Below are 21,613 nucleotides of genomic sequence, written 5' to 3' on the forward strand. Positions count from 1 at the left end.
CAGCACACTTCAAACCATTTTTCTGATAAATCAATCGACTAGCCTCCCTGTAGCAAGCTTTGACAGCAGCCTCCGCTTAAGATCCTACGAATGTTTAGTCAGTAATGCCGATGATTAGATATCTGTTGCCTCTTCTTTAGCAAAAAAAAAAGCGACGTTCTCGCCGCTTTTTCACGTATCAGAACACCCCGCTCACAGCTTAATTATCTTTGAACTTTACCAGCGGCGGGTTTAGCAATAGCGCGCCATGGTACATTTTGGGAGTTATATTTGGCCACGCTCCGCCAGTGACACACAGCCTTCCAGCCCGACGACCACATGATCCAGAGTACGGATATCTACTAGATTGAGGGCATCGCGCAGGCGCTGGGTGATGGTCGTGTCTGCCTTGCTGGGCTCGGGATCGCCAGATGGGTGGTTGTGCACGAAGATCACGGCAGCAGCATTGCTGGTGAGAGCCAGCTTGACCACTTCTCGTGGGTAAACGCTGGCGGCATCAATGGTGCCGCGAAACAGCAGTTCAAAACGCAGTATGCGGTGCTGGTTGTCCAGCAGCACCATGCCAAACATTTCATGCTCGTATTCTTGTAATAGGGTGCGCAGAGCCTCAAAGGTTTTGCTGGGTGAATCAACCACTCTGCCTTTGGCCAGCCGGCGACGGGCCAACTTGTGGGCCATATGCAGAATGTCAGCCTCGGTAACCGGACCGGAGGCCAGGTAGGTACCGGTCTGCTCGCCGGCAACAAAGATTTTATTGCTCATGGGATACTCCAGACATAAAAAAGCGCCGCTCAAGGGCGGCGTGATAGTGGTGTGGGTGGCAAGGGGTTTGGTTACTCGGCGGTGCCGAGTTTGTTGGTCAGGCGGGTGGCTTTGACCAGATTGGTGGGTTTGGCGTCTTGGGTGGTTTCTGGCTGGCTGTTCTGCTCCGGGTAGAACTCGTCCAGTAGCAGCGAGTTCTCTTCTTCGCCGTCCTCGAACTGACCGTTATGCAGCAACTGTTTGGCGGTGTTCTCCAGGCTGGCAATGTCCACACCGGATTGCCGGTAGTGCTCGGCTTCCTGCTGTGCCGTGCTTACCGCTTCCGCCAGAGTATCCTCGTCCCGCAGGGTCAGATCCACATAGAACACCGGAGTACGGTAAGACTGGGTGGTGCTCTTGGCCCTGAGCTTGAGTTGCAGCAGCAGGTGCCGGGTGTTGCCGCCGGTGATCGCTTCAAAGTACCGTAGCCGGGCCGCCAGGGTACGGACCGAGTTGTAACCTGTGGTGCGAAAGATAAAGCTACCCAGCTCATCATTCTGGCCATCAACCTGAACATTTAATCGGCCATAGAGCTTGCAGCCTTGTTCGTAGGCAAAGCGGCATCGCTCGGGGCTTGGGCAGGGTACTTCTTCGATGCCTCCTTCTCCGACTCGTTTTGCGACTTCACCGTTACCCACACAAATAGGGCGGCCTGTGCTGCGATCAAAGGCGCTGTATTCGGCGCGTAGATTAAGGTCACTGTCGTTGAACAAGACTTTGACCGGAATTGAACGGATCTTGCCGTTGGCTGCGCCTTCGGAATACCGCTGATGCAGGGGATGTAGCATCCAGCCACTGCGGTTCTGGATCTGAGTTGTCAGGGTAAAGCTATCGTCCTTTTCCGGTAACCATTTATCGTTTTTATTGACCAGTTTACCTATGCTGATCCGTCCGATAATGGGTGGTGTAATGGCGAGTCCTTTGATCATGACTTGCTCCTTTGCAGTTGCACGGTAAAGCGGCGTGAGCCGGGCACGGTCTTGCTGCAATGCTGCAGCCATTCGGGGTGGGAATTACTGAGCTTTTCAAGGTCCGGCACCACACGATCACGGCTACGTTTCCAGCTGATCTTTCCTTCCTGAAACAGGGCTCCACCGGCATCGCCCAGGGCGGCCTGCAGTTGCTGTTTGATCGTGACTTCCCGCGCCTCGGCTTCCTCCTTTTTCTCTTTGGCATTCAGAAAGTTGCAGAACAGCCTGTTCATTTCCACTGACTCGGTCAGATCCAGCACCGGCACTTTGTCTTCGGGATAGAGTGCCTGCAATGCCTGACCGGCATCCTTCGAGCCATCGGGATCTGGTTGGGTGTCGTTGATGACATGCTGCCAGAAAGCACTTTCTTGCAGGATCAAGTCGGCAATCTTGTCGTCGTCCCGGTTGATGCGGTAAATACGAAAATCCTGTCCGGCAATCAGCACCGCCACATCGGCCCAGGCATGGCCGGTGACGGCCAGTTGATGCAATACCTGGCACTGGTAGGCGAGAGGAATGCCTTGCTCCCACTGGGGGGCGGAGTGATATCCGGCGGTCTTTATCTCCAGAGTGCCCACGCCATCGGGGTGGCCCAGCACTTCTCGATCCAGATTGGCGAGCATGAAAGGATGATCCGGGTGCTGTAGCACCGAATTAACCCGGCGCACCTTAAGTTTGGTGCGCTGGGTATACACATAAGCCAGCACTGGCTCCAGAGTGGTGCCCCAGAACACCGCTTCGTTGTTACTCAGATCGGGCGCAGGGCGGCGGTTGGTTTTCTCCAGCCACAGTGATAGCGGGCTTTTGTAGGGGGATAGGCCAATGGCCACGGCGGCATCGGATGAGCCAATGCCGGATTGGCGAACCTGTAGCCATTGTTCGTGAGTGAGCGCCTTGGTGTCGGCCAGACGCAGAGCTTGGGAATAACGAGTTTTCATGATGAGTCTCCTTAAACGCATAAAAAACATCCCCCCACTGGCTCATGCCAGTGGGGGGATGCAGGAAGTAATGAAGGTAAGAGTTAGTTGAGTAATGCCATGGCTTGACCATAGGCTTTTTGCTTAAGCTGGGCTCCGAGCCCGAACCAGGCAGAGTCGAGCCGGTTATCCTGGCTTCGGGCACGGCGGTGATGGTCCACAAACTCGGTCATGGCGTTAACCAGGCCCCATGCGGTGTTCTTGCTGGAGGCCAGTTCAGCGCCCATACCGGCACCGTCGTACAAGCTGATCAATTGCTGCATGGGTTTGGACGGAGACAGATCGGTGTCGGTGGCGCATGGGTCGTCCAGCACTTGTGCAAAGAAGCGATGCGCTTCTTCCGGCGAGACGGGCCGTTGACTCATGGCTTTCAAATCACGCATGAAGGTATCCCAACTCGACAAACCAAGCCCCAGGGCTTCTTTTACTTGCTTGGGGTCAAATATCGTGGAGTGAGGAACCTTGATAGCTCCGGTTTTTTGGCCAACCGCTACCTGCAGGGTGTTATTACACACTACTCGTACCGAGGTGAATTGCGCCGTGGTGCACAGGGTGCCGTCGCAACTGGTGGCCAGCAGCAGATACCCCTTGATGTGATCGTTACCTTTGAGCCGGTTCGCCTGGCCGGTTTTAGCCAAAGCCCACAGCTTGCGACCGCCCTTGAGTACACCGGCGGTTTCCAGCTCAAAACCACCGGCATGCACCAGGTCTTTATAGAAATGCAGCACCTCCTTGGGCTGCACCACCTTGTAGCGATTCGATACCACCGACAGGGGAGCCAGGGTATCGGAGCGATACAGTACCTGAGCGCCATCGTGACTGCGCAGGAACAAACCTTCTTCGGCGGCATTGAACATGACATCGCTTTGCTTGATAGACCAGTCCATGCCGGCTTCTTTGAGCCAGACCGACAGCGGTTGCTGGCGGCTGAGCTGATTGCCCAGGCCATGCCAGGGCGTTTGGCCCACGTAGGCCATGGATTCGACGAGGTGAGCCATGATGCACTCCTTACTTACAGAATTTATGTTTAATAGAATAAGACTCTGAGAAAGAGCTCAGAGCACATGATGTGATGGATTTCTAGGGAGCGATGTTGAATTAAATTCGAAAACGATGGCCGCAGTGCTTGCATTCGTAGTTGATAAGAACTTTGCTATCCAGCTCCTCACCAAGTTTGGCACCGGCAATTCCTCCGGCTGTTCCACCGACCAGGCCACCCCAAATTGCACCAGCAATTGATCCAATAGATGCGCCAACCGGCCCACCTATAGAACCAATAATGGCACCTGCTTTAGCACCTCCTAGCGCTCCAGCCGTTCCGGTTACCGTTCCTGCTACTACTCCAGTAGTTCCTCCCACTTTTCTTCCTAGGTCACGAGTAATAACGTGGGTGGATTTACATGATGGGCAATATATAGACATACACATGTCTCCTGTAATGTGACGGAATATGTTGAGTGGTTTTCACTCAATCTATGATATATGTCTGATTTGTTTTTTAATGCGATAGGGGAAATGTTAAGAATTTAGTTTATCTCTTTGGGCTATTCGATCAATGATCCAGTCCTGAATCTCATTTTCAACCCAGGCAACTGCTCGCTCGCCAAGAGGTACTGGTTTGGGAAATGTGTCTTCAGAAATGAATTTGTAGATCGTTGATCTGGCGAGACCAGTGTAGTCCATCACATCTTTTATTTTTATAAGTTTCATGACGTGCTCCTGTGTAATGTACAAATGAATGATGGTTATTGTTAATTAGATGAACGACCAATATTTCTGTTGCTGTCGGAAGGCTTACTTTTTGATTTGCACATGTAACTGGTGCGGTAGATTAGGCTTTCATGTACAACTTGAAAGTTAACTTTGTTTTTGTTGAGTGGATAAAATGGATTCTCTGGAATATGGACAAGATAATTAAAGCTATCTTTGTCGATGTTGAGAGCACTGCACCAAGCTTCTCTTATCATTCTGACAAGCTTATTTTGATTAATCGAGGTATGGCCGAAAGTGTATGTGTCATTATTCACTAAAAGCAAAAGATGATAGTGATGTTTGTTACCCTCTCCATGCTCCCTTACCCAAACATACCTCACACTTGTTGGATGAACTCTATAGCCTGAACTTCTTCTCTTATTTATGTCATGTTTTATCTTTGCTTTTAATGACTCAGTAAACCTGGTCATTACTCCATGGTCGATATTGATGAAGTAGGTAGGGGCATCTTCAGCAATATGATCGCTGGTATTAGATCCTGGTAATCGCAAATCGAATCTTAGAGCTAGCGTTCTGGGGTGTTCGAGTAGAGACTTTTCAATACACAACTTTATAATGTCGAGATAGCTAGAGATTAATGGGCCATGGTTATGGTTGTATCGGTTGTTCATGCTTGCACTCCTTATGGTTCCATAGGAGTAGGTGTTCATGTAAATAATATATATTTGAATATTTATTAGTAGGTTCTATCTATGGGTTGGTTGTTATATTAATCAATCAGACAGTTTTCTATTTTCCCTGTGACTCTGTAGAGCTTTAGTTGTAAGGGCTGGCGAGCAAGAAGTGGTACTTTATTTACTCTGATGTTATGAGGGGAGATTTTGTAAAAGGATAGGGAGGGGGAGTCATTTTCACGTGCTTTCACTATGGAGATATGACTGGACCATAAGAGCCTATGAAGATCAGCCTTTAATGTATTTTATAGGTGTATTTTTTTCGAATGTATGCTGCATTTATAATGGTGTGTTCTCATCATACCCTGTAGTTTGTGCTCTTCATGAGGACACGATGTAAGGTTCCCTTGGTACGGAGGATCAGTCGAGTGGCGTTTATACTGATTTTTACGCACTGAAATGTGGCATTTATGCTCAAATTGCCTACGATTATGACGTATAAATAACGCTGAAATCATTGATTAATAAGTTGGTAATGGTACAGTTATTCTACTGTGTTATCACTTAGTGGTGCCCCCATGGCTATTGTTAAATATAATGACTCTGTTCAGGGATTCCTTCCCTCCGATATAAACGTTTTGAGATTTATATATCAGCGTATTAAGTTTGAAAGTACTGAAAGTGTTGATGTTGTTCCATTCTTTATTGATGTTAATCAACTTAAGATTTATATAGAGAGGGAGATTGGGAAAGCAACTAAAGCAAATCCTTTTGATAAATTAGATTATCTAAATGCCGCTAAGAGTTATATAGATAGTGAAGTCCAACTTTATAAAGAGGTTCATAGTGAACGATTGAGAAGGGTTAAGAGTGCATGTCCTGATGATCGGAGCTGCTTCTTTTTTTGGTATAGATTAAGGACGATGGCCAGTCTAGATTTGAATTGCTTGGTGTTTTCACTCGGCTCTGTTAGTGGCAATCGGGACCGAATTGAACAAATACTTTTCCTTGTGCATTACTTTGATGCTAGGAATGTAATGCTGGATGGTAATAATCCTAATTATTTTGAAAAGATTAGAGAGGATTGGCTTGCTGTTAGGGATAAAGGTATATCTATTGGGTTTCTAGATAAAAATGATGATGTTCAATGTGGGTGGGTTTGGAAGTATATATCAAAAGCCATGAATGATGATTTATCTTTATCTTTACCTTTAACTTTGAATAGTACCTTTGCGATGAATCCTTCTTCTTCTGAAGAAGAATTTGTTTTATCCTTGGGTTTTATTGATATCAGTGGAAAGCATGATGATACAAAAAGAAGAGTTATTGAAAAATGTAGTAGGGCGTGGAGCCAAAAAAAATATAGAGAAAGTAAGAAAGATAAAGTGCCCATTAACACGTATGTGAGTGAAAAGGCAAAGAAGATACTTGATGAGCTGGTGATTGCTCATGGAGTATCTATAGAGATAATGCTTGAGAAGCTGATTCTTGATACAAAGAAGAGGTGATGGTTAATATTTAATAATGATGATGTCGTTATTATTTCTTGATGTTGATTTGTTAAATCAGGAAACAAGTCGTCCACTGTTTTCGAGGGCTAGGTTATACTTGGTTATTATTGATAGTATTGTATCAGGTGTAACTGTGTATTTGGCCCTCGATTTTCTTTGTGTAAGGGGTGGTTAATAAATAGATGATAATGTTGCTCTGAACTGCTGGAAGTAATTTTATTTGAATATGTTTTTCTTTTTTTGTAGGTTTTAATGGCATTGATTCTGTTAATTTAATGTTCCGATATTCCATCATTTAGCTACGTCGATCAAGGTATGTAGCCTTTCTTAAGCCCGAAAGAAACCTCACTTGTGGATATGAGCCGGTGCAGCCTCAAGCAAATCAGGATAACGTTCTTCCTCGTTTAGTCTCGTGCTGGAAATAAATATCAGGCGATAAAAAAACATGCCACCAAAACTTATTCTATTTAGTACCATGCTGGTCGTTTGGCTACTCATCTGAATCTTGATATCTTTTGTTCCGGAGAATATAAATACTCTATGGCCACTGCTCGGCTGAATAAATTCTAGTATTGCAATCTGCTGGGATATTAGTGAGGAAATATGTTCACGACCGGCTTTCATTCTGTGACCAGGGAACCGCCAAATTTATCCTCCATGCTCTATTTCTTCCCAACGTGCGTCGGCAGCTTCATCGGGCCTGGCTATGGTGTGTACTCTCCATTCTATCAGCCGCCGTGTCTGCAGGTTGATGTTTGTCGTGGTGAGCGCAAACATTAGCTCGGGCAGTTGCTCCGGCGTAATGCTAGGCATGTGCTTTTTCTTTAGTTACAGAAAAGCTTGGTATACACCGGCAACCGGGTTCGCATCGATGAGACCTGAGTTAACAGCGTAGGTCATGATTTCATTGATACGTTGTATCAAGCGTTTCCAGGTTTCCTCGGTTTTGGACGGGCTGCAGGGCCGCTATCACCTTTTTGGCTTTAAAGTAGAGCTAGGCAAATGACAGATGAGCAGGAGCACATCGCGCTCATCTTCTCCAAGAAGAAGACAGTTGAAGTTTGACGCCAACAGGATAGATGCGAAAATACAGCTTCCTCATGTGTGCTGTTGAGGTCTCGGGTCAGGGTATCAAATGAAATTGCGGGTATCGGAGCGGGTATCAAGGCAGTGTTTTACTGGTTAGTGTGTTTAAAATCAAAGAGATAAGTTCAATATGCTGCTGATGATCGATAACTATGACTCCTTCACCTACAACCTGGTGCAGTACTTTGGTGAACTGGGGCAGCAGGTGCTGGTGCGCCGTAACGATGACATCAGCCTGGACGAGATCAGGGCGCTGCAGCCGGCCGGGCTGGTGATCTCGCCCGGGCCCTGCACCCCCAATGAGGCGGGGGTATCGCTGTCGGCCATCGAGTGCTTTGCCGGCCACTTGCCCATTCTCGGCGTCTGCCTCGGCCATCAGGCCATGGCGCAGGCGTTCGGGGGCAAGGTAGTGCGGGCGCGTCAGGTCATGCACGGCAAAACCTCGGCCATTCGCCATACCGGCCAGGGGCTGTTCGTCGGCCTGCCGGATCCGCTCACCGTGACCCGCTATCACTCGCTGGTGGTGGAGGCGCACAGCCTGCCGGACTGTTTCGAGCTTACTGCCTGGACCGAAAGCGAAACCGGCGAGCGGGACGAAATCATGGGCATGCAGCACCGTAGCCTGCCACTGCATAGTGTGCAGTTTCATCCCGAAAGCATCCTGACCGAAGGCGGCCATCGATTGCTGAGCAATTTCCTCGCGCTGATGTAAGCCTTACCCCTTCCTTTTATGCTGTCGGCAGCGTATTAGAACTTCTACTGATGGCTACCGGTATTCGTTAGACTTGACTGGGCTATCGGTGTTTTTTGTTCGTCAGTGGTCTGCATACCGGGAATAATGGTGTTGGCTGCTTCCTCTGACGATGTTCGGAAATTTTTTGGGTTGCCCGTTTATGCAGCCTGCTTCCGTCTGCGTCACGGGAGCGACGTTTTTGGTGCGAGCTTATGCAATATCAATGACTGTATTTTTAACTAACACAGAGCAAACGACTAACATGTTCGCGCTCTGTGGAGACAAGTCACTGATGGTTTGCAATAATGCTCGTTAATTTACATGGATTTAACTTTTGTCGCAGTGCAAGCTGCGGTATTTGAGGAGCAAAGCATGTCTGATATGGCAGTCACCCGCGAAGTATTCGACCAGGTCATGGTCCCCAACTATTCTCCTGCCGAGGTCATCCCGGTACGGGGCCTGGGCGCCCGGGTATGGGATCAGCAAAACCGCGAATACATCGATTTTGCCGGCGGCATTGCGGTCAACTGTCTGGGCCATTGCCATCCGGTGCTGGTTTCCGCACTGAAAGAGCAGGGCGAAAAGCTCTGGCACCTGAGCAACGTCATGACCAACGAGCCGGCCCTGCGCCTGGCCAGGAAAATGGTCGACGCCACCTTCGCCGACAAGGTATTTTTCTGTAATTCGGGCGGCGAAGCCAACGAAGCCGCCTTCAAGCTGGCCCGTCGTTACGCCATCGACCATTTCGGTCCGGAAAAAACCCAGATCATCGCCTTCAAGCAGGGATTTCACGGTCGCACCTTCTTTACCGTGACGGTCGGTGGCCAGGAAAGCTATTCCGATGGCTTCGGTCCCAAGCCGGGTGATATCGACCATGTGGCCTATAACGATCTGGATGCGCTCAAGGCCATCATGTCCGATCGCACCTGTGCCGTGGTCATGGAGCCGCTGCAGGGGGAAGGCGGCATCATCAGCCCGGATGCGGACTTTGTGAAAGCGGTGCGCGAGCTGTGTGATCGGCACAATGCCCTGCTGGTGTTCGACGAAGTACAAACCGGTGTGGGTCGCACCGGCGCCCTCTATGCCTATATGGATCTGGGCGTGACTCCCGATATTCTGACCAGCGCCAAGGCCCTGGGTGGCGGTTTCCCCATCGGCGCCATGCTCACCACCGACAAGATTGCCGCTTCCCTCAAGGTCGGCACCCATGGCTCTACCTACGGCGGCAACCCGCTGGCCTGTGCGGTGGCCGAGGCGGCGTTCGATACCGTCAACACCGATGCGGTGCTGAATGGCGTGAAAGAACGTGAAAGCTGGTACCGCGAGGGGCTGGAAGCGATCAATGCCAAATACCATTGCTTCGAGCAGGTTCGCGGCAAGGGCCTGCTGCTGGGTTGTGTGCTGAACGAGACGTTCCAGGACCGCGCCCGCGACTTCCTGATGGCCTCGATGGAAGAGCAGCTGATGGTGCTGGTGGCCGGCGCCAACGTGATTCGTTTCGCCCCTTCCCTGGTGATCACCAAGGAAGAAGTGGTTGAGGGGCTGGCCCGCTTCGAGCGCGCCGTAGCCCGGGTTGTTAACGGATAAACCCTTCCGGCGACAGGAATTCAGGGCGGGGCAGGGTTGCCCCGCTCTGGTCGCCACCTTTGTGATAAGGAGTTCTGCATGTTGGTGATTCGCCCCATCGAGCAGAGAGATTTCCCCGCCCTCAAGCAGATCGCCATTGAGTCAGGCCACGGCTTTACCTCGCTGCCGGTGAACGATGAGCTGTTGCAAAACAAGATAGATTACTCCATGGCCTCCTTTGCCAGCCGACCGGCGGGCAAAGGAGAATGCCTGTATTTCTTCGTGGCGGAAGACAGCGACACCGGCGAAGTACTGGGCACCTCCGCCCTGGATGCGGCCGTGGGGCTGTCTTCTCCCTTCTATACCTACCTGCTGGGCAAGCAGGTGCACAGCTCGCCAAGACTGGGAATCTACAACGTGGTCGATACCCTGACCCTGACCAACGACTACACCGGCACCACCGAGCTGTGCACCCTGTTTCTGCGCGAGCAGGCGCGCCATGGCCTGAACGGTCGTCTGTTGTCCAAATGTCGCTTCCTGTTTCTGGCCGAGTTTTCCGAGCTGTTCGATCACCGGATCCTGGCGGAAATGCGCGGCGTATCCGACGACAGCGGCAGCAGCCCCTTCTGGAGCTGGTTGCAAGAGCACTTTTTCTCCATGGACTTCCCGACGGTGGATTACCTGACCGGTATCGGTCAGAAAGGCTTTATCGCCGATCTGATGCCGAAATACCCGATCTACGTCAATCTGCTGTCTAAAGAAGCGAGAGCCGTGATCGGCAAGACGCACGACCAGACCCGGCCGGCACTGCACCTGCTGGAAGAGGAAGGCTTTTCCTGGCGTGGTTATGTCGACATCTTCGATGCCGGTCCCAGCGTGGAGTGCGATCTCAGACAGATCCGCACCGTGCGCAATAGCCGTCAGCTGAAAGTACATGTTGGCGAGCCGGTGAATGCCGGCATGCACCTGATCAGCAATACCCGGTTCGATGGCTTTCGGGCTCTGATCGGCGATGTGGCAGTAAATGAAGAAAAAGTCCAGGCGGTGATGACCGAAGAGGTTGCCCGCTTGCTCATGGTGGAAGACGGCGATACCGTCCGGCTCGTGGAGATGTAACTCATGACTGAAGCAATGCAATATTCCGACGCGGTTCAATACATCAACGGTCAGTGGCTGGCTGGCAAAGGCGATGTTTTCGTCTCGCTGGATCCGGCTAAAAATGAAGAAATCTGGCAGGGTAAAGCCGCCAGCGCCGGGCAGGTGGCTGCGGCCGTTGCCGCCGCGCGCGAGGCGGCGGTGGCCTGGGCCGATACCGGCGTTGAACAACGTCTGGCCATTGCCAGGCGTTACGCCGAGCTGCTGACCGAGCACAAGGAAAAGCTGGCCCGCATTATCGCCCGCGAAACCGGCAAGCCCCAGTGGGAAACCCTGACCGAGGCGGCAGCCATGGTCGGCAAGGTCGGTATTTCCGAAAAGGCCTATTTCGAGCGCACCGGCACGGTGGAAAATTCCATGCCCGGCGGCCGTGCCTTTGTGCGTCACAAGCCCCATGGTGTGGTGGCGGTGTTCGGCCCCTACAACTTCCCCGGCCACCTGCCCAACGGCCACATAGTGCCGGCCCTGATTGCCGGCAATACCGTGGTGTTCAAGCCCTCTGAGCTGACCCCCATGGTGGCCCAGGAAATGGTCAGACTGTGGGCTCAGGCCAGCCTGCCCGCCGGGGTACTGAACCTGGTACAGGGTGAAGTCGACACCGGCAAGGCGCTGGCGGCGCACCCGGGCATCGACGGCCTCTTCTTCACCGGTTCGTCGCGCACCGGCAACCTGCTGCACCACCAGTTTTCCGGCCAGCCCGGCAAGATTCTGGCGCTTGAAATGGGCGGCAACAACCCGCTGGTGGTGACCGCAGTGGACGATGTGGATGCGGCCGTGCATACCATAGTGCAGTCCGCCTTTATTACCAGCGGCCAGCGTTGCACCTGTGCCCGCCGCCTGCTGCTGCCGAACGGCGACGCCGGCGATCGGATCCTGACCCGGTTGCTGGAGGTGACCAAAGCCATCCGGGTCGGTCGGTATGACGCGGATCCCCAGCCGTTTATGGGCGCGATGATTTCGGAGGCGGCTGCCAAGTCCATGGTGGCCGCCCAGGCGCATCTGCTGGCGCTGGGCGGTGAATCCCTGCTGATGCTCAAGCAGCTGCAGGCCGGTACCGGCCTGGTGTCGCCGGGTATCCTCGACGTGACCGCCATTGCCGATCTGCCGGACGAGGAATACTTCGGCCCGCTGCTGCAGGTGATCCGCTATGGTGAGCTGCCCGAGGCGCTGGCCATCGCCAACAACACCCGTTACGGGTTGTCGGCCGGTTTGCTGTCCGACAGCGCCGACGACTGGAATTACTTCTTCCGTCGCATCCGGGCCGGCATCGTCAACTGGAACAAGCCGATCACCGGCGCCTCCAGCGCGGCACCCTTCGGCGGCATCGGCGACAGCGGCAATCACAGAGCCAGCGCCTACTACGCCGCCGACTACTGTGCCTACCCGGTGGCCTCGGTAGAGGACGACAAGGTCAGCATGCCGGCCACATTGTCACCGGGCCTGAGCTTCTAACGGCAAACCGCTCCGGGTACTTGAAAGGGGAATGCCGTCGCGTTTCCCTTTTTACACAGGCATCAAGCGCATGGAGAGCAAGGATTATGAAACTGGCATTTATCGGACTGGGCGTGATGGGCTTTCCCATGGCGGGGCATCTTCAGCAGGCCGGACACGAGGTCTGTGTCTATAACCGCCATGCGGACAAGGCGGCCACCTGGGTGTCTCGTCATGGTGGCACCCGTGCCGCCACGCCGGCGCTGGCGGCCAAAGACGCCGTCATGGTGATGCTGTGCGTCGGCAACGACGACGACGTGCGAGCCGTGGTCTATGGCGCCGAAGGGGTGCTGGCGGGCATCAAGCCGGGCGCACTGCTGGTGGATCACACCACCACCTCCGCCTTGCTGGCCGAAGAGCTGGCGGTGGCGGCAAGTAAAGCCGGTGCGCGCTTCATCGACGCGCCCGTGTCCGGCGGTCAGCTGGGGGCGGAAAACGGTGCCCTGACGGTGATGATCGGCGGCATTGCGGCCGATGTGGCCGCAGCCGCTCCTGTACTGGCCGCCTATGGCAAAAAAGTGACCCGAATGGGCCCGATTGGTGCCGGCCAGCGCTGCAAGATGGTGAACCAGATTTGTGTGATCGGTGCGGTACAGGGTATCGCCGAAGGGCTGATGATCGCCAAAAAGGCCGGGCTGGACATTCCCACCCTGATCGAAGTACTGGCCGGTGGCGCCGCCCAGAGCTGGCAGCTGCAGAACCGGGCCCAGACCATGGCGGAAGGCAAGTTCGACTTCGGTTTCGCCGCCCAGTGGATGCACAAGGATCTGGGCATCTGTCTGGATGAAGCCGAGCAGCAGGGGCTGAACCTGCCGCTGACCGAACAGGTACACAAGGTATATGAAACGCTGCTGGCCGACGGCTTCGGGCGTTGCGACTCCAGCGTGGTGATCAAGGCACTGGAATCCAGAAGCCGCTCCTGAAGCCACTCCTGAAGCAACTACAAGGCTGGCGGTCGTGAAGGGGGTCGGCTATGCTGTTTCGGCTGTGGCCTTGGGCTACAGGTACGCCTCCTTGCGGTTATGTGATGTTTTCCGCAGTTTCCGCACAAAACAACGGCACTTGATATTTGCCATCAAGACAAAGGCTTTGCTTGAGCCTGAAATTTGAATACAGTGGGCAACCACTTAATGCCAAGTGAGAAAGGATCCCCTATGAATAAGACTCAGCTTGTCGATGCAATTGCCGCCAAAGCAGATCTGAGCAAGGCTCAGGCAAAGGCAGCCCTGGAAGAAGTACTCAACGGTATTACCCAAAGCCTGAAAGAAGGTGATCCGGTGCAACTGGTCGGTTTCGGTACTTTCAAGGTAAATCACCGTGCCGCGCGTACCGGCCGCAACCCTCAGACTGGCAATGAAATTCAGATTGCTGCGGCGAATGTGCCCGCCTTCGTGGCCGGCAAGGCGCTGAAAGACGCCATCAAGTAACCGCTTCCAAACCCGGCTTTCGCCGGGTTTTTTTTCCTCCGTACTTGCTCCTTTAATCCTTGGGTTGTTATAACTGACACAGGTTATACGTTAACCCGGTCTGTTCCCGTCTCTGGGAGGCTATGATGGAAGTGAACGCAATTCGACAGGTGGCAACGCCATGGGCCGGTGCCCGGGGCCTGGCCAAGGGGCTGATGCTGACAGAGCTGCATCAGGATGTATGGAATGGCCAGCTGGTGCTGTCGATGGGCATGCCCGCCGACATCGATAGCCCGCCTCGGATAATCTACCAGCTGGTGTTTGATCATCTGTTTGGCTATCAGGTGCTGGAAGGGGCCGATGTACTGAATTTTATGGATGACGATGAAACCGATATCGACAGCCAGATCCAGCTGATTACCCCCTCCCGCTTTCTGACCTGGTTCCACCAGCAGAGCCAGGGCACGCATCTGGATGAGGACATTCAACATTACCGTATCGCAAGCTGGGATTATTGTGTCGATGTACTGACGGCCCAGGCGCCGAAGGTACGGCGCAAAGCAGGAGTCATATGAACGGATTTATTCTGGTTGCCCACGGTAGTCGCCGGGCTGCGGCCAACGAGGAAATAGCGGCCTTTGCCCACAGCCTGAGCACCAGCATGGCGGGGCGCTTCGCGCTGATGGGGCACGCTTTCTGGGAGCTGGCCGAGCCGACCCTGGAGCAGGCCATCGACCAGCAGGTTGCCGCGGGGGCCAGAGACATCAGGCTGTTCCCCTATTTTCTGGCCGAGGGCAAGCATGTGGTCAAGGACTTGCCCTCGGTACTGGTGCAGAAGCGGGAGCAATACCCGGACGTTAACCTCACCCTCTTGCCCCACCTCGGCGCCCTGCCGGGCTTTGCCGACTGGCTGGGACACCAGTTGTAAAACGAGCCCGCAAGGGCTCTTTTTCATTACACGTTGTATGGCGGCAATGGATATCAAGGCCTGGCCAGATGCCAAACATCGAACTTGCCGTCGCCCGAGGTGTCACCCGCCTGCTGGTCTTCTTTCCACAGATACAAGGGCTGCCCCTTGTAGCTCCATTGCAGGCTGCCATCGGCCCGGGTCACTATGCCGTAGTCGCCGTCGGCTGTGTCATCGCTGGCGGCGGCCAGCGGTGGCCAGTTATCCGCACATTTATCGTTACAGTTGCTCACACCCGCCTGGTCTTTATCAAAGACGTACAGGCTCATGCCGACTTCGTTAGTCAGTATTTCTCCTTCCGGGGTATCGGTCATCTGTACCGGCGCCGCCAGCGCCTGCAGGCTGAAGGTCAGGGTTAAACCGAGCAGTGCTTTGCTCAACATCTGCAGCTCTCCTTGGTGGATGGTCTCAGTAGTATAGGCATGTTTGACATAAAAAAAGCGGCCTGCAGAGGCCGCTTTTTTTTCATTCCGGGACCGGCTGCATTAATTCTTCTGCTCTCGCGCTATCGCCCGGTAGGCGATGTCGCTGCGACAGAAGACGCCTTGCCACTCGATCTGGCGCGCGGCGGCGTAGGCGTTGGCCTGGGCCTCGGTGACGGTATTGCCCAGGGCGGTGGCGCACAGCACCCGGCCGCCGGAAGTCACCAGCTCGCCGTCCTTGAACTTGGTGCCGGCGTGGAACACCTTGGCGGTGTCGGTGCCGGCGGGAATACCGGTGATGGTATCGCCCTGGCGGTAGTGACCGGGGTAGCCACCGGCAGCCAGTACCACACCCACGGAGGCGCGGGGGTCGAACTCGGCGGTGACCTTGTTCAGCTCACCCCGGCAACCGGCCAGGCACAGCGCCACCAGATCGGACTGCAGGCGCAGCATGATCGGTTGGGTTTCGGGATCGCCGAAGCGGCAGTTGAACTCGATCACCTTGGGCTGGCCGGCTTTGTCGATCATCAGACCGGCGTAGAGGAAGCCCTTGTAGACATGGCCTTCTTCCGCCATGCCACGCACGGTCGGCATGATCACCTGCTCCATGATGCGATCATGAATGTCCTGCGTCACCACGGGGGCCGGGCTGTAGGCACCCATGCCGCCGGTGTTGGGGCCGGTGTCGCCGTCGCCGACGCGCTTGTGATCCTGGCTGGTGGCCATGGGCAGTACATGCTCGCCGTCCACCATCACGATGAAGGAGGCTTCTTCGCCGTCGAGGAATTCCTCTATCACCACCCGGCTGCCGGCGTCGCCGAAGGCATTACCGGCCAGCATGTCGCGTACTGCGGCTTCGGCTTCTTCCAGCGTTATGGCCACGATCACGCCCTTGCCGGCGGCCAGACCGTCGGCCTTGACCACGATGGGGGCGCCTTTTTCACGCAGGTATTCCAGTGCCGGTTCCACCTGGGTGAAGTTCTGATAGTCGGCGCTGGGGATTTTCTGGCGGGCCAGGAAGTCCTTGGTGAAAGCCTTGGAGCCTTCCAGCTGGGCGGCAGCCGCACTGGGGCCGAAGATGGCCATGCCCTCGGCTTCGAAGGTATCGACCACACCGGCCACCAATGGCGCTTCGGGGCCGACAATGGTGAGGTCTACCTGTTCTTTCCTGGCGAAGGCCAGCAGATCCTGAATGTCGGTGGCGGAGATGGCCACGTTGGTCAGGCCGGGCTCGAGCTCGGTGCCGGCGTTGCCGGGGGCCACGAATACCTGGCTGACGTTGGGAGACTGGGCGGCTTTCCAGGCCAGGGCGTGTTCACGACCGCCACCGCCGATTACCAATACCTTCATGGTCTGTTCCTCTAAATTTTTAAAGCAAACGAAGGAAGCTACGGGTCTGTAAAGTGCCACTCGGCCGGTTAGGGAGGGAGAGGGGGAAGTCTCTAAGCCGACCATGAAATGCCATGGATGGCATTTCGAGCCCCCATGGATGGGTTCATGGCGTGTCGGCGTGAGATTCCCCCTGTCCCGATAGCTACCCAGCGTTCAATAACACCGCCCGTAGATTCTTATCAGTGGCGGAAGTGGCGCATGCCGGTGAAGACCATGGTCATGCCATGCTCGTCGGCGGCCTGGATCACTTCGTCGTCACGCATGGAACCCCCCGGCTGGATCACGCAGCTGATGCCGGCGGCGGCGGCGGCGTCGATGCCGTCACGGAACGGGAAGAAGGCGTCGGACGCCATCACGGAACCTTCCACCTGCAGGCCTTCGTCGGCGGCCTTGATGCCGGCGATTTTGGCGGAGTAGACGCGGCTCATCTGGCCGGCACCCACGCCTATGGTCTGGGCGCCCTTGGCGTAGACGATGGCGTTGGACTTGACGTATTTGGCCACTTTCCAGCAGAACAGCAGATCCTGCAGCTCTTCTTCGCTGGGTTGGCGCTTGCTGACCACCTTGAGATCGTCCAGGCCAATCATGCCCAGATCGCGATCCTGCACCAGGATGCCACCGTTGACGCGCTTGATGTCACGGCCCTGCGTCTTGGCGCCCCATTGGCCGCATTCCAGCAGGCGCACGTTTTTCTTGTCGGCTACGGTCGCCTTGGCGGCATCGGAGATGCTGGGGGCAATAATCACTTCCACAAACTGGCGCTCGACAATGGCCTTGGCCGTGGCTTCATCCAGCTCGCGGTTAAAGGCGATGATGCCGCCGAAGGCGGAAGTGGGATCCGTTTGATAAGCACGATCGTAAGCTTCCAGCAGGTTATCGCCCAGAGCCACGCCACAGGGGTTGGCGTGCTTGACGATCACACAGGCCGGAACATCGAATTCCTTCACGCATTCCAGGGCGGTATCGGTATCATTGATGTTGTTGAACGACAGCTCCTTGCCCTGCAGCTGGGTGGCGGTGGCAACGGACGCTTCATCGATGTCGTTTTCCACATAGAAGGCGGCACTCTGGTGGCTGTTTTCGCCGTAGCGCAGATCCTGCTTCTTGGTGAACTGGTAGTTGATGGTCCGCGGGAAGGCGGAGTCTTCGCTGGCGGCATGATAGGCCGGCACCATGGTGCCGAAGTAGTTGGCGATCATGCCGTCGTACTGGGCGGTGTGCTCGAAGGCGGCAATGGCCAGGCTGAAACGGGTGGCCTGAGTCAGGCTGTTGTTGCCGGCGTCCATCTCGTTCAGCAGGCGCTCGTAGTCACCGGCGTTCACCACTATGGCCACGTCGTTGTGGTTCTTGGCGGCCGCACGTACCATGGTCGGGCCGCCGATATCGATGTTTTCGATGGCATCTTCGAGGGTGCAATCGGCGTTGGCCACTGTGTTGGCGAAGGGGTAGAGGTTAACCACCACCATGTCGATGGGCTGGATGGCATGCTCGGCCATGATGGCGTCGTCCTGGCCGCGACGGCCGAGGATACCGCCGTGAACCTTGGGATGCAGGGTCTTGACCCGGCCGTCCATCATTTCCGGGAAACCGGTATAATCGGACACTTCGGTCACGGGCAGGCCCTGTTCGGCCAGCAGGCGGGCGGTGCCACCGGTGGACAGCAGTTCTACGCCCCGGGCGTGCAGGCCCTGAGCGAAGGCGACGATGCCGTGTTTGTCGGACACACTCAGCAGAGCACGGCGAATGGGTCGAGCAGTTTCCATGGGTTCTCGTTCCTTTAACGATCTATCGGGGGGTTTGGTAAAATCGACAATGAGATCAGACAAGGAGGTCATAATGCCGACTTTACCAAACCGCCTGGTACGCCAGAACAGAGGCGGCGTATTCTACTGTATTTTGCCGTGGCTTGTGTGACTATTTGCTTTGGTGTCAAGAGTTTTCATGTGTAACAAAACCCGATTTTCACGCCTCGAATGGCAGGGAGTAGTAACGAATGTTTCGGATTGGTGAGCTGGCCAAACACTTTGGTGTGAAAGCCGATACCCTGCGTTTTTATGAAAAAGAGGGGCTGCTGTCGCCCAGCCTGCGCACCCCGGCGGGCTACCGGTTATATAGTGAAGATGACAAGCGGCGGCTGCATTTCATTCTGCGCTGCAAACGGGTGGGTTTTTCGCTGAAAGAGGTGGACGAGTTGCTGTCGCTCAAGGTCGGTAGTTGCCAGGTGACCAGTCGTGAGGTGAAGGCGGTGGCCGATAGCAAGATTGCCGATGTGGAAGAGCGGATTGCCGATCTTGAGCAGTTTCGTCGTTCGCTCAAACAATTGTCTGAGGCCTGCTGTGGCGGCCTGGAAAGCGCCGAGCATTGCTCCATTCTGGAGGCGCTGGACGGCAAGCAACTGACCGCCGAGAATAACGCCCGCTGATCGCCGTTAAGGTCCCCGGATATGGAAAACGGTCCAGCGACATTAGGCTCTTTGCTAATGTCGGGCATCCGTCAGGCAAGGCTTTAAGGAGGCAAGGCTATGAGCAAGAATCGGCAATTGCAACAACGTAAAGATGCCGTCTTCGCCCGCGGCATGGGTAACATGGCCGCCGTTTATGTCGATCATGCCAGGAACAACGAAATCTGGGATGTGGAAGGCCGTCGCTATATCGACTTCGCCGCCGGCATCGCCGTGGTCAACACCGGCCACAGCCATCCGCGCATCACGGCGGCGGTGGCCGAGCAGCTGAGCCGTTTCAGCCACACCTGCGCCATGATCACGCCCTACGAGACGGTGGTGGAATTGGCCGAAAAGCTGGTTGCGCTGGCGCCGGGCGAGACGGCCAAGAAGGCCATTTTCGTCACTACCGGTGCCGAGGCGGTGGAAAACGCGGTCAAGATTGCCCGCGCCCACACCGGGCGCAGCGGCGTAATTGCCTTCAACGGCGGTTTTCACGGTCGTACCAACCTGACCATGGGCCTGACCGGCAAGGTGGCTCCCTACAAGGCGGGCTTCGGTCCCTTCCCGAGCGAAATCTATCACCTGCCTTTCCCGAACGAATATCACGGCGTGACCGCCGAGCAGTCGCTGAAGGCGCTGGACGAGCTGTTTCACTGTGATATCGAGCCGGGCCGGGTAGCCGCGCTGATCATAGAGCCGGTGCAGGGAGAGGGCGGTTTTTATCTGGCCCCGCCGGCCTTCCTGCAGCGGTTACGTGCCATCTGTGATCAGCACGGCATCGTGCTGATCTGTGATGAAATACAGACCGGTTTTGCCCGTACCGGCAAGCTGTTTGCCACCGAATACAGCGGCATAGAGCCGGATCTGATGACCCTGGCCAAGGGTATTGCCGGCGGTTTCCCGCTGTCTGCCGTGGTGGGCAAGGCCGATATCATGGACGCCGCCAACCCGGGCGGTCTGGGCGGTACCTATGCCGCCTTTCCGCTGGCCTGCGCCGCCGCGCTGGAAGTACTGAATATCATCGAGGAAGAACAGCTGTGCAACAAGGCGCTGGCCCTGGGCAAGCTGATGAACACACGCCTGAGCGCGCTGCAGGCGAAGTATCCTCACCATATCGGCCAGGTACGTAACCTGGGCGCCATGGCGGCGATGGAGCTGGTTCATGATGGGGATGTGGATCAGCCCAATGCCGAGCTGACCAGGGCGATGGTGGCCAGGGGCATAGAGAAGGGAATAATCCTGCTGTCTTGTGGGGTACGGGGCAACGTGATCCGCTTCTTGCCGCCCCTGACCTCGCCGCTGGAGCTGGTCGGTGAAGGTCTGGATTTACTGGAGCAGGCACTGGCGGAACTGATCTGACGGGCAGAACTGACTGGCAGAGCCGAACATTCCCGCGAAGGCGGGAATCCAGGACCTGTGGCGCAGAACGGTCAGGCTGCGGCTCGCCCGCATAGGCACCCCAGCCCCAGAATCCACATCGGTTACCGGATATTGCTGAAAACAGTTGACCTTGCCATGGTGGTAAGGTTGATACTGGGTGCTACCAAGGTACTTAATCGAGGAAACCCAGATGATCCGTTTTACCCTGCCCGACATGAGCTGCGGCCACTGCGTTGGCGTGCTCAACCAGACCCTGATTGAGCTGGATCCCGACTGCGAGCTGGAATTCGACCTGCTGAACCATGTTATCAGTGTGGAAAGCCGCTGCACCCGCGAACAGCTGACCGAAGCGCTGACCGAGGCCGGCTACCCACCTGCCTCATGATCTGGTATCCGGCACCAGAGCCGGCTTTCGAGCCGGCCCCTGTGCTCACCGGTCGGTATTGAATACGGTGAGTTCCCTGGCCATCGGGAGGTCGAGATGAACCATCGGGAGGTCGAGATGAATATAGGTGAAGCCGCTAAAAAGGCCGGGGTCTCGGCCAAGATGATCCGCCATTACGAACAGATAAAGCTGCTGCAGCCGGCGGGGCGCACCGCCGCCGGTTACCGGCAGTATGACGAACACAATATAGAGCAGCTCAGCTTTATTCGTCAGGCCCGATTGCTGGGCTTTTCCATCCGTCAAATAGCGGCGCTGCTTGGCCTGTGGCAGAACCCGCAGCGGTCCAGCCGGGCGGTGAAACAGGTGGCGCAACAGCACCTGCAGGACGTAGAGCACAAGATGCGCGAGCTGGCGGCAATGCAGGCCACGCTGCAGCGGATGATTGCCGCCTGCCCGGGTGACGAGGGGGCGGCCTGCGCTATCCTGGAGCAGTTATCTTCACCAGAACCGGCGTTCTCCGGGGAGCCTGCCAAAAAATAG

25 protein-coding genes are annotated in these 21,613 nt (G+C 55.3%); 13 read left to right on the top strand and 12 right to left on the bottom strand.

What is annotated here, in order from left to right; genetic code table 11:
* Positions 1-264: 264 nt before the first annotated feature.
* From radC to HNR62_RS11205, 7 genes are all read right to left on the bottom strand, one after another.
* Positions 265-762, bottom strand: a complete 498-nt coding sequence (gene radC, locus HNR62_RS11175; RefSeq protein ID WP_204796178.1) for a RadC family protein — start codon at positions 760-762, stop codon at positions 265-267.
* Positions 763-833: 71 nt separating this feature from the next.
* A complete protein-coding gene (locus tag HNR62_RS11180; protein ID WP_204796179.1) occupies positions 834-1,730 on the bottom strand; it encodes a recombination directionality factor in 897 nt (298 codons plus the stop codon).
* Positions 1,727-2,710 carry a YqaJ viral recombinase family nuclease gene (locus HNR62_RS11185; protein WP_204796180.1) on the bottom strand — a complete coding sequence of 328 codons (984 nt, stop codon included), beginning with the start codon at positions 2,708-2,710 and terminating at the stop codon, positions 1,727-1,729. The genes HNR62_RS11180 and HNR62_RS11185 overlap by 4 nt, the downstream gene beginning before the upstream one ends.
* 83 nt (positions 2,711-2,793) lie before the next feature.
* Positions 2,794-3,747, bottom strand: coding sequence for a DUF932 domain-containing protein (locus HNR62_RS11190; RefSeq protein ID WP_204796181.1), 954 nt, complete (start codon positions 3,745-3,747; stop codon positions 2,794-2,796).
* Between the two features lie 100 nt (positions 3,748-3,847).
* Positions 3,848-4,171, bottom strand: coding sequence for a hypothetical protein (locus HNR62_RS11195; RefSeq protein ID WP_204796182.1), 324 nt, complete (start codon positions 4,169-4,171; stop codon positions 3,848-3,850).
* A gap of 96 nt (positions 4,172-4,267) precedes the next feature.
* Positions 4,268-4,459 carry a helix-turn-helix transcriptional regulator gene (locus HNR62_RS11200; RefSeq protein WP_204796183.1) on the bottom strand — a complete coding sequence of 64 codons (192 nt, stop codon included), beginning with the start codon at positions 4,457-4,459 and terminating at the stop codon, positions 4,268-4,270.
* A 41-nt stretch (positions 4,460-4,500) separates the two neighbouring features.
* Positions 4,501-5,133 carry an inovirus Gp2 family protein gene (locus HNR62_RS11205; protein ID WP_204796184.1) on the bottom strand — a complete coding sequence of 211 codons (633 nt, stop codon included), beginning with the start codon at positions 5,131-5,133 and terminating at the stop codon, positions 4,501-4,503.
* Positions 5,134-5,714: 581 nt separating this feature from the next.
* Between HNR62_RS11205 and HNR62_RS11210 the strand changes: the two genes are divergently transcribed.
* On the top strand, positions 5,715-6,644 hold the full coding sequence (locus tag HNR62_RS11210) for a hypothetical protein (protein WP_204796185.1): 930 nt from the start codon (positions 5,715-5,717) through the stop codon (positions 6,642-6,644).
* 348 nt (positions 6,645-6,992) lie between these two features.
* Here HNR62_RS11210 and HNR62_RS11215 read toward each other — a convergent pair whose 3' ends face one another.
* Entirely contained in the window at positions 6,993-7,271 is a 279-nt protein-coding gene (locus HNR62_RS11215) for an integrase (RefSeq protein ID WP_204796186.1), read from the bottom strand.
* Positions 7,272-7,295: 24 nt separating this feature from the next.
* On the bottom strand, positions 7,296-7,460 hold the full coding sequence (locus HNR62_RS11220) for a hypothetical protein (RefSeq protein WP_204796187.1): 165 nt from the start codon (positions 7,458-7,460) through the stop codon (positions 7,296-7,298).
* Between the two features lie 403 nt (positions 7,461-7,863).
* Here HNR62_RS11220 and HNR62_RS11225 point away from each other — a divergent pair, with 403 nt between their 5' ends.
* The 8 genes from HNR62_RS11225 to HNR62_RS11260 all read left to right on the top strand — a co-directional run bounded on the left by HNR62_RS11225 (position 7,864) and on the right by HNR62_RS11260 (position 15,012).
* Positions 7,864-8,445, top strand: coding sequence for an anthranilate synthase component II (locus HNR62_RS11225; RefSeq protein WP_204796188.1), 582 nt, complete (start codon positions 7,864-7,866; stop codon positions 8,443-8,445).
* 393 nt (positions 8,446-8,838) lie between these two features.
* The gene (locus HNR62_RS11230) at positions 8,839-10,053 is read left to right on the top strand and encodes an aspartate aminotransferase family protein (protein WP_204796189.1); all 1,215 of its coding nucleotides are present in this window, start codon (positions 8,839-8,841) and stop codon (positions 10,051-10,053) included.
* Positions 10,054-10,131: 78 nt separating this feature from the next.
* Complete coding sequence (gene astA, locus HNR62_RS11235; protein ID WP_204796190.1) at positions 10,132-11,148, top strand: arginine N-succinyltransferase; 1,017 nt, start codon at positions 10,132-10,134, stop codon at positions 11,146-11,148.
* 3 nt (positions 11,149-11,151) lie between these two features.
* Positions 11,152-12,639 (top strand): succinylglutamate-semialdehyde dehydrogenase, encoded by a 1,488-nt coding sequence (astD, locus tag HNR62_RS11240; protein ID WP_239552757.1) that lies wholly within the window; start codon positions 11,152-11,154, stop codon positions 12,637-12,639.
* An 86-nt stretch (positions 12,640-12,725) separates the two neighbouring features.
* A complete protein-coding gene (locus tag HNR62_RS11245) occupies positions 12,726-13,601 on the top strand; it encodes an NAD(P)-dependent oxidoreductase (RefSeq protein WP_204796191.1) in 876 nt (291 codons plus the stop codon).
* A 231-nt stretch (positions 13,602-13,832) separates the two neighbouring features.
* On the top strand, positions 13,833-14,105 hold the full coding sequence (gene hupA, locus HNR62_RS11250) for a nucleoid-associated protein HU-alpha (protein ID WP_204796192.1): 273 nt from the start codon (positions 13,833-13,835) through the stop codon (positions 14,103-14,105).
* Between the two features lie 122 nt (positions 14,106-14,227).
* Positions 14,228-14,659, top strand: a complete 432-nt coding sequence (locus HNR62_RS11255; RefSeq protein WP_204796193.1) for a hypothetical protein — start codon at positions 14,228-14,230, stop codon at positions 14,657-14,659.
* Entirely contained in the window at positions 14,656-15,012 is a 357-nt protein-coding gene (locus HNR62_RS11260; protein ID WP_204796194.1) for a sirohydrochlorin chelatase, read from the top strand. Before HNR62_RS11255 ends, HNR62_RS11260 begins: the two co-directional genes overlap by 4 nt.
* Before the next feature lie 53 nt (positions 15,013-15,065).
* On the opposite strand, the gene HNR62_RS11265 is transcribed toward HNR62_RS11260, so the two are convergent.
* The 3 genes from HNR62_RS11265 to purH all read right to left on the bottom strand — a co-directional run bounded on the left by HNR62_RS11265 (position 15,066) and on the right by purH (position 18,628).
* Complete coding sequence (locus HNR62_RS11265; RefSeq protein WP_204796195.1) at positions 15,066-15,434, bottom strand: COG4315 family predicted lipoprotein; 369 nt, start codon at positions 15,432-15,434, stop codon at positions 15,066-15,068.
* Between the two features lie 102 nt (positions 15,435-15,536).
* Entirely contained in the window at positions 15,537-16,823 is a 1,287-nt protein-coding gene (gene purD, locus HNR62_RS11270) for a phosphoribosylamine--glycine ligase (RefSeq protein ID WP_204796196.1), read from the bottom strand.
* A gap of 221 nt (positions 16,824-17,044) precedes the next feature.
* Positions 17,045-18,628: a bifunctional phosphoribosylaminoimidazolecarboxamide formyltransferase/IMP cyclohydrolase gene (gene purH, locus HNR62_RS11275; protein ID WP_204796197.1), complete on the bottom strand. Its 1,584-nt coding sequence runs from the start codon at positions 18,626-18,628 to the stop codon at positions 17,045-17,047.
* Positions 18,629-18,858: 230 nt separating this feature from the next.
* Between purH and zntR the strand changes: the two genes are divergently transcribed.
* From zntR to cueR, 4 genes are all read left to right on the top strand, one after another.
* Entirely contained in the window at positions 18,859-19,287 is a 429-nt protein-coding gene (zntR, locus tag HNR62_RS11280) for a Zn(2+)-responsive transcriptional regulator (RefSeq protein ID WP_204796198.1), read from the top strand.
* A gap of 99 nt (positions 19,288-19,386) precedes the next feature.
* On the top strand, positions 19,387-20,667 hold the full coding sequence (gene gabT, locus HNR62_RS11285; protein WP_204796199.1) for a 4-aminobutyrate--2-oxoglutarate transaminase: 1,281 nt from the start codon (positions 19,387-19,389) through the stop codon (positions 20,665-20,667).
* Between the two features lie 211 nt (positions 20,668-20,878).
* Positions 20,879-21,073 (top strand): heavy-metal-associated domain-containing protein, encoded by a 195-nt coding sequence (locus HNR62_RS11290; RefSeq protein ID WP_204796200.1) that lies wholly within the window; start codon positions 20,879-20,881, stop codon positions 21,071-21,073.
* Between the two features lie 117 nt (positions 21,074-21,190).
* Positions 21,191-21,613 carry a Cu(I)-responsive transcriptional regulator gene (gene cueR / locus HNR62_RS11295; protein WP_239552758.1) on the top strand — a complete coding sequence of 141 codons (423 nt, stop codon included), beginning with the start codon at positions 21,191-21,193 and terminating at the stop codon, positions 21,611-21,613.

Source organism: Oceanisphaera litoralis (genome assembly GCF_016907015.1).
Taxonomy (GTDB): domain Bacteria; phylum Pseudomonadota; class Gammaproteobacteria; order Enterobacterales; family Aeromonadaceae; genus Oceanimonas; species Oceanimonas litoralis.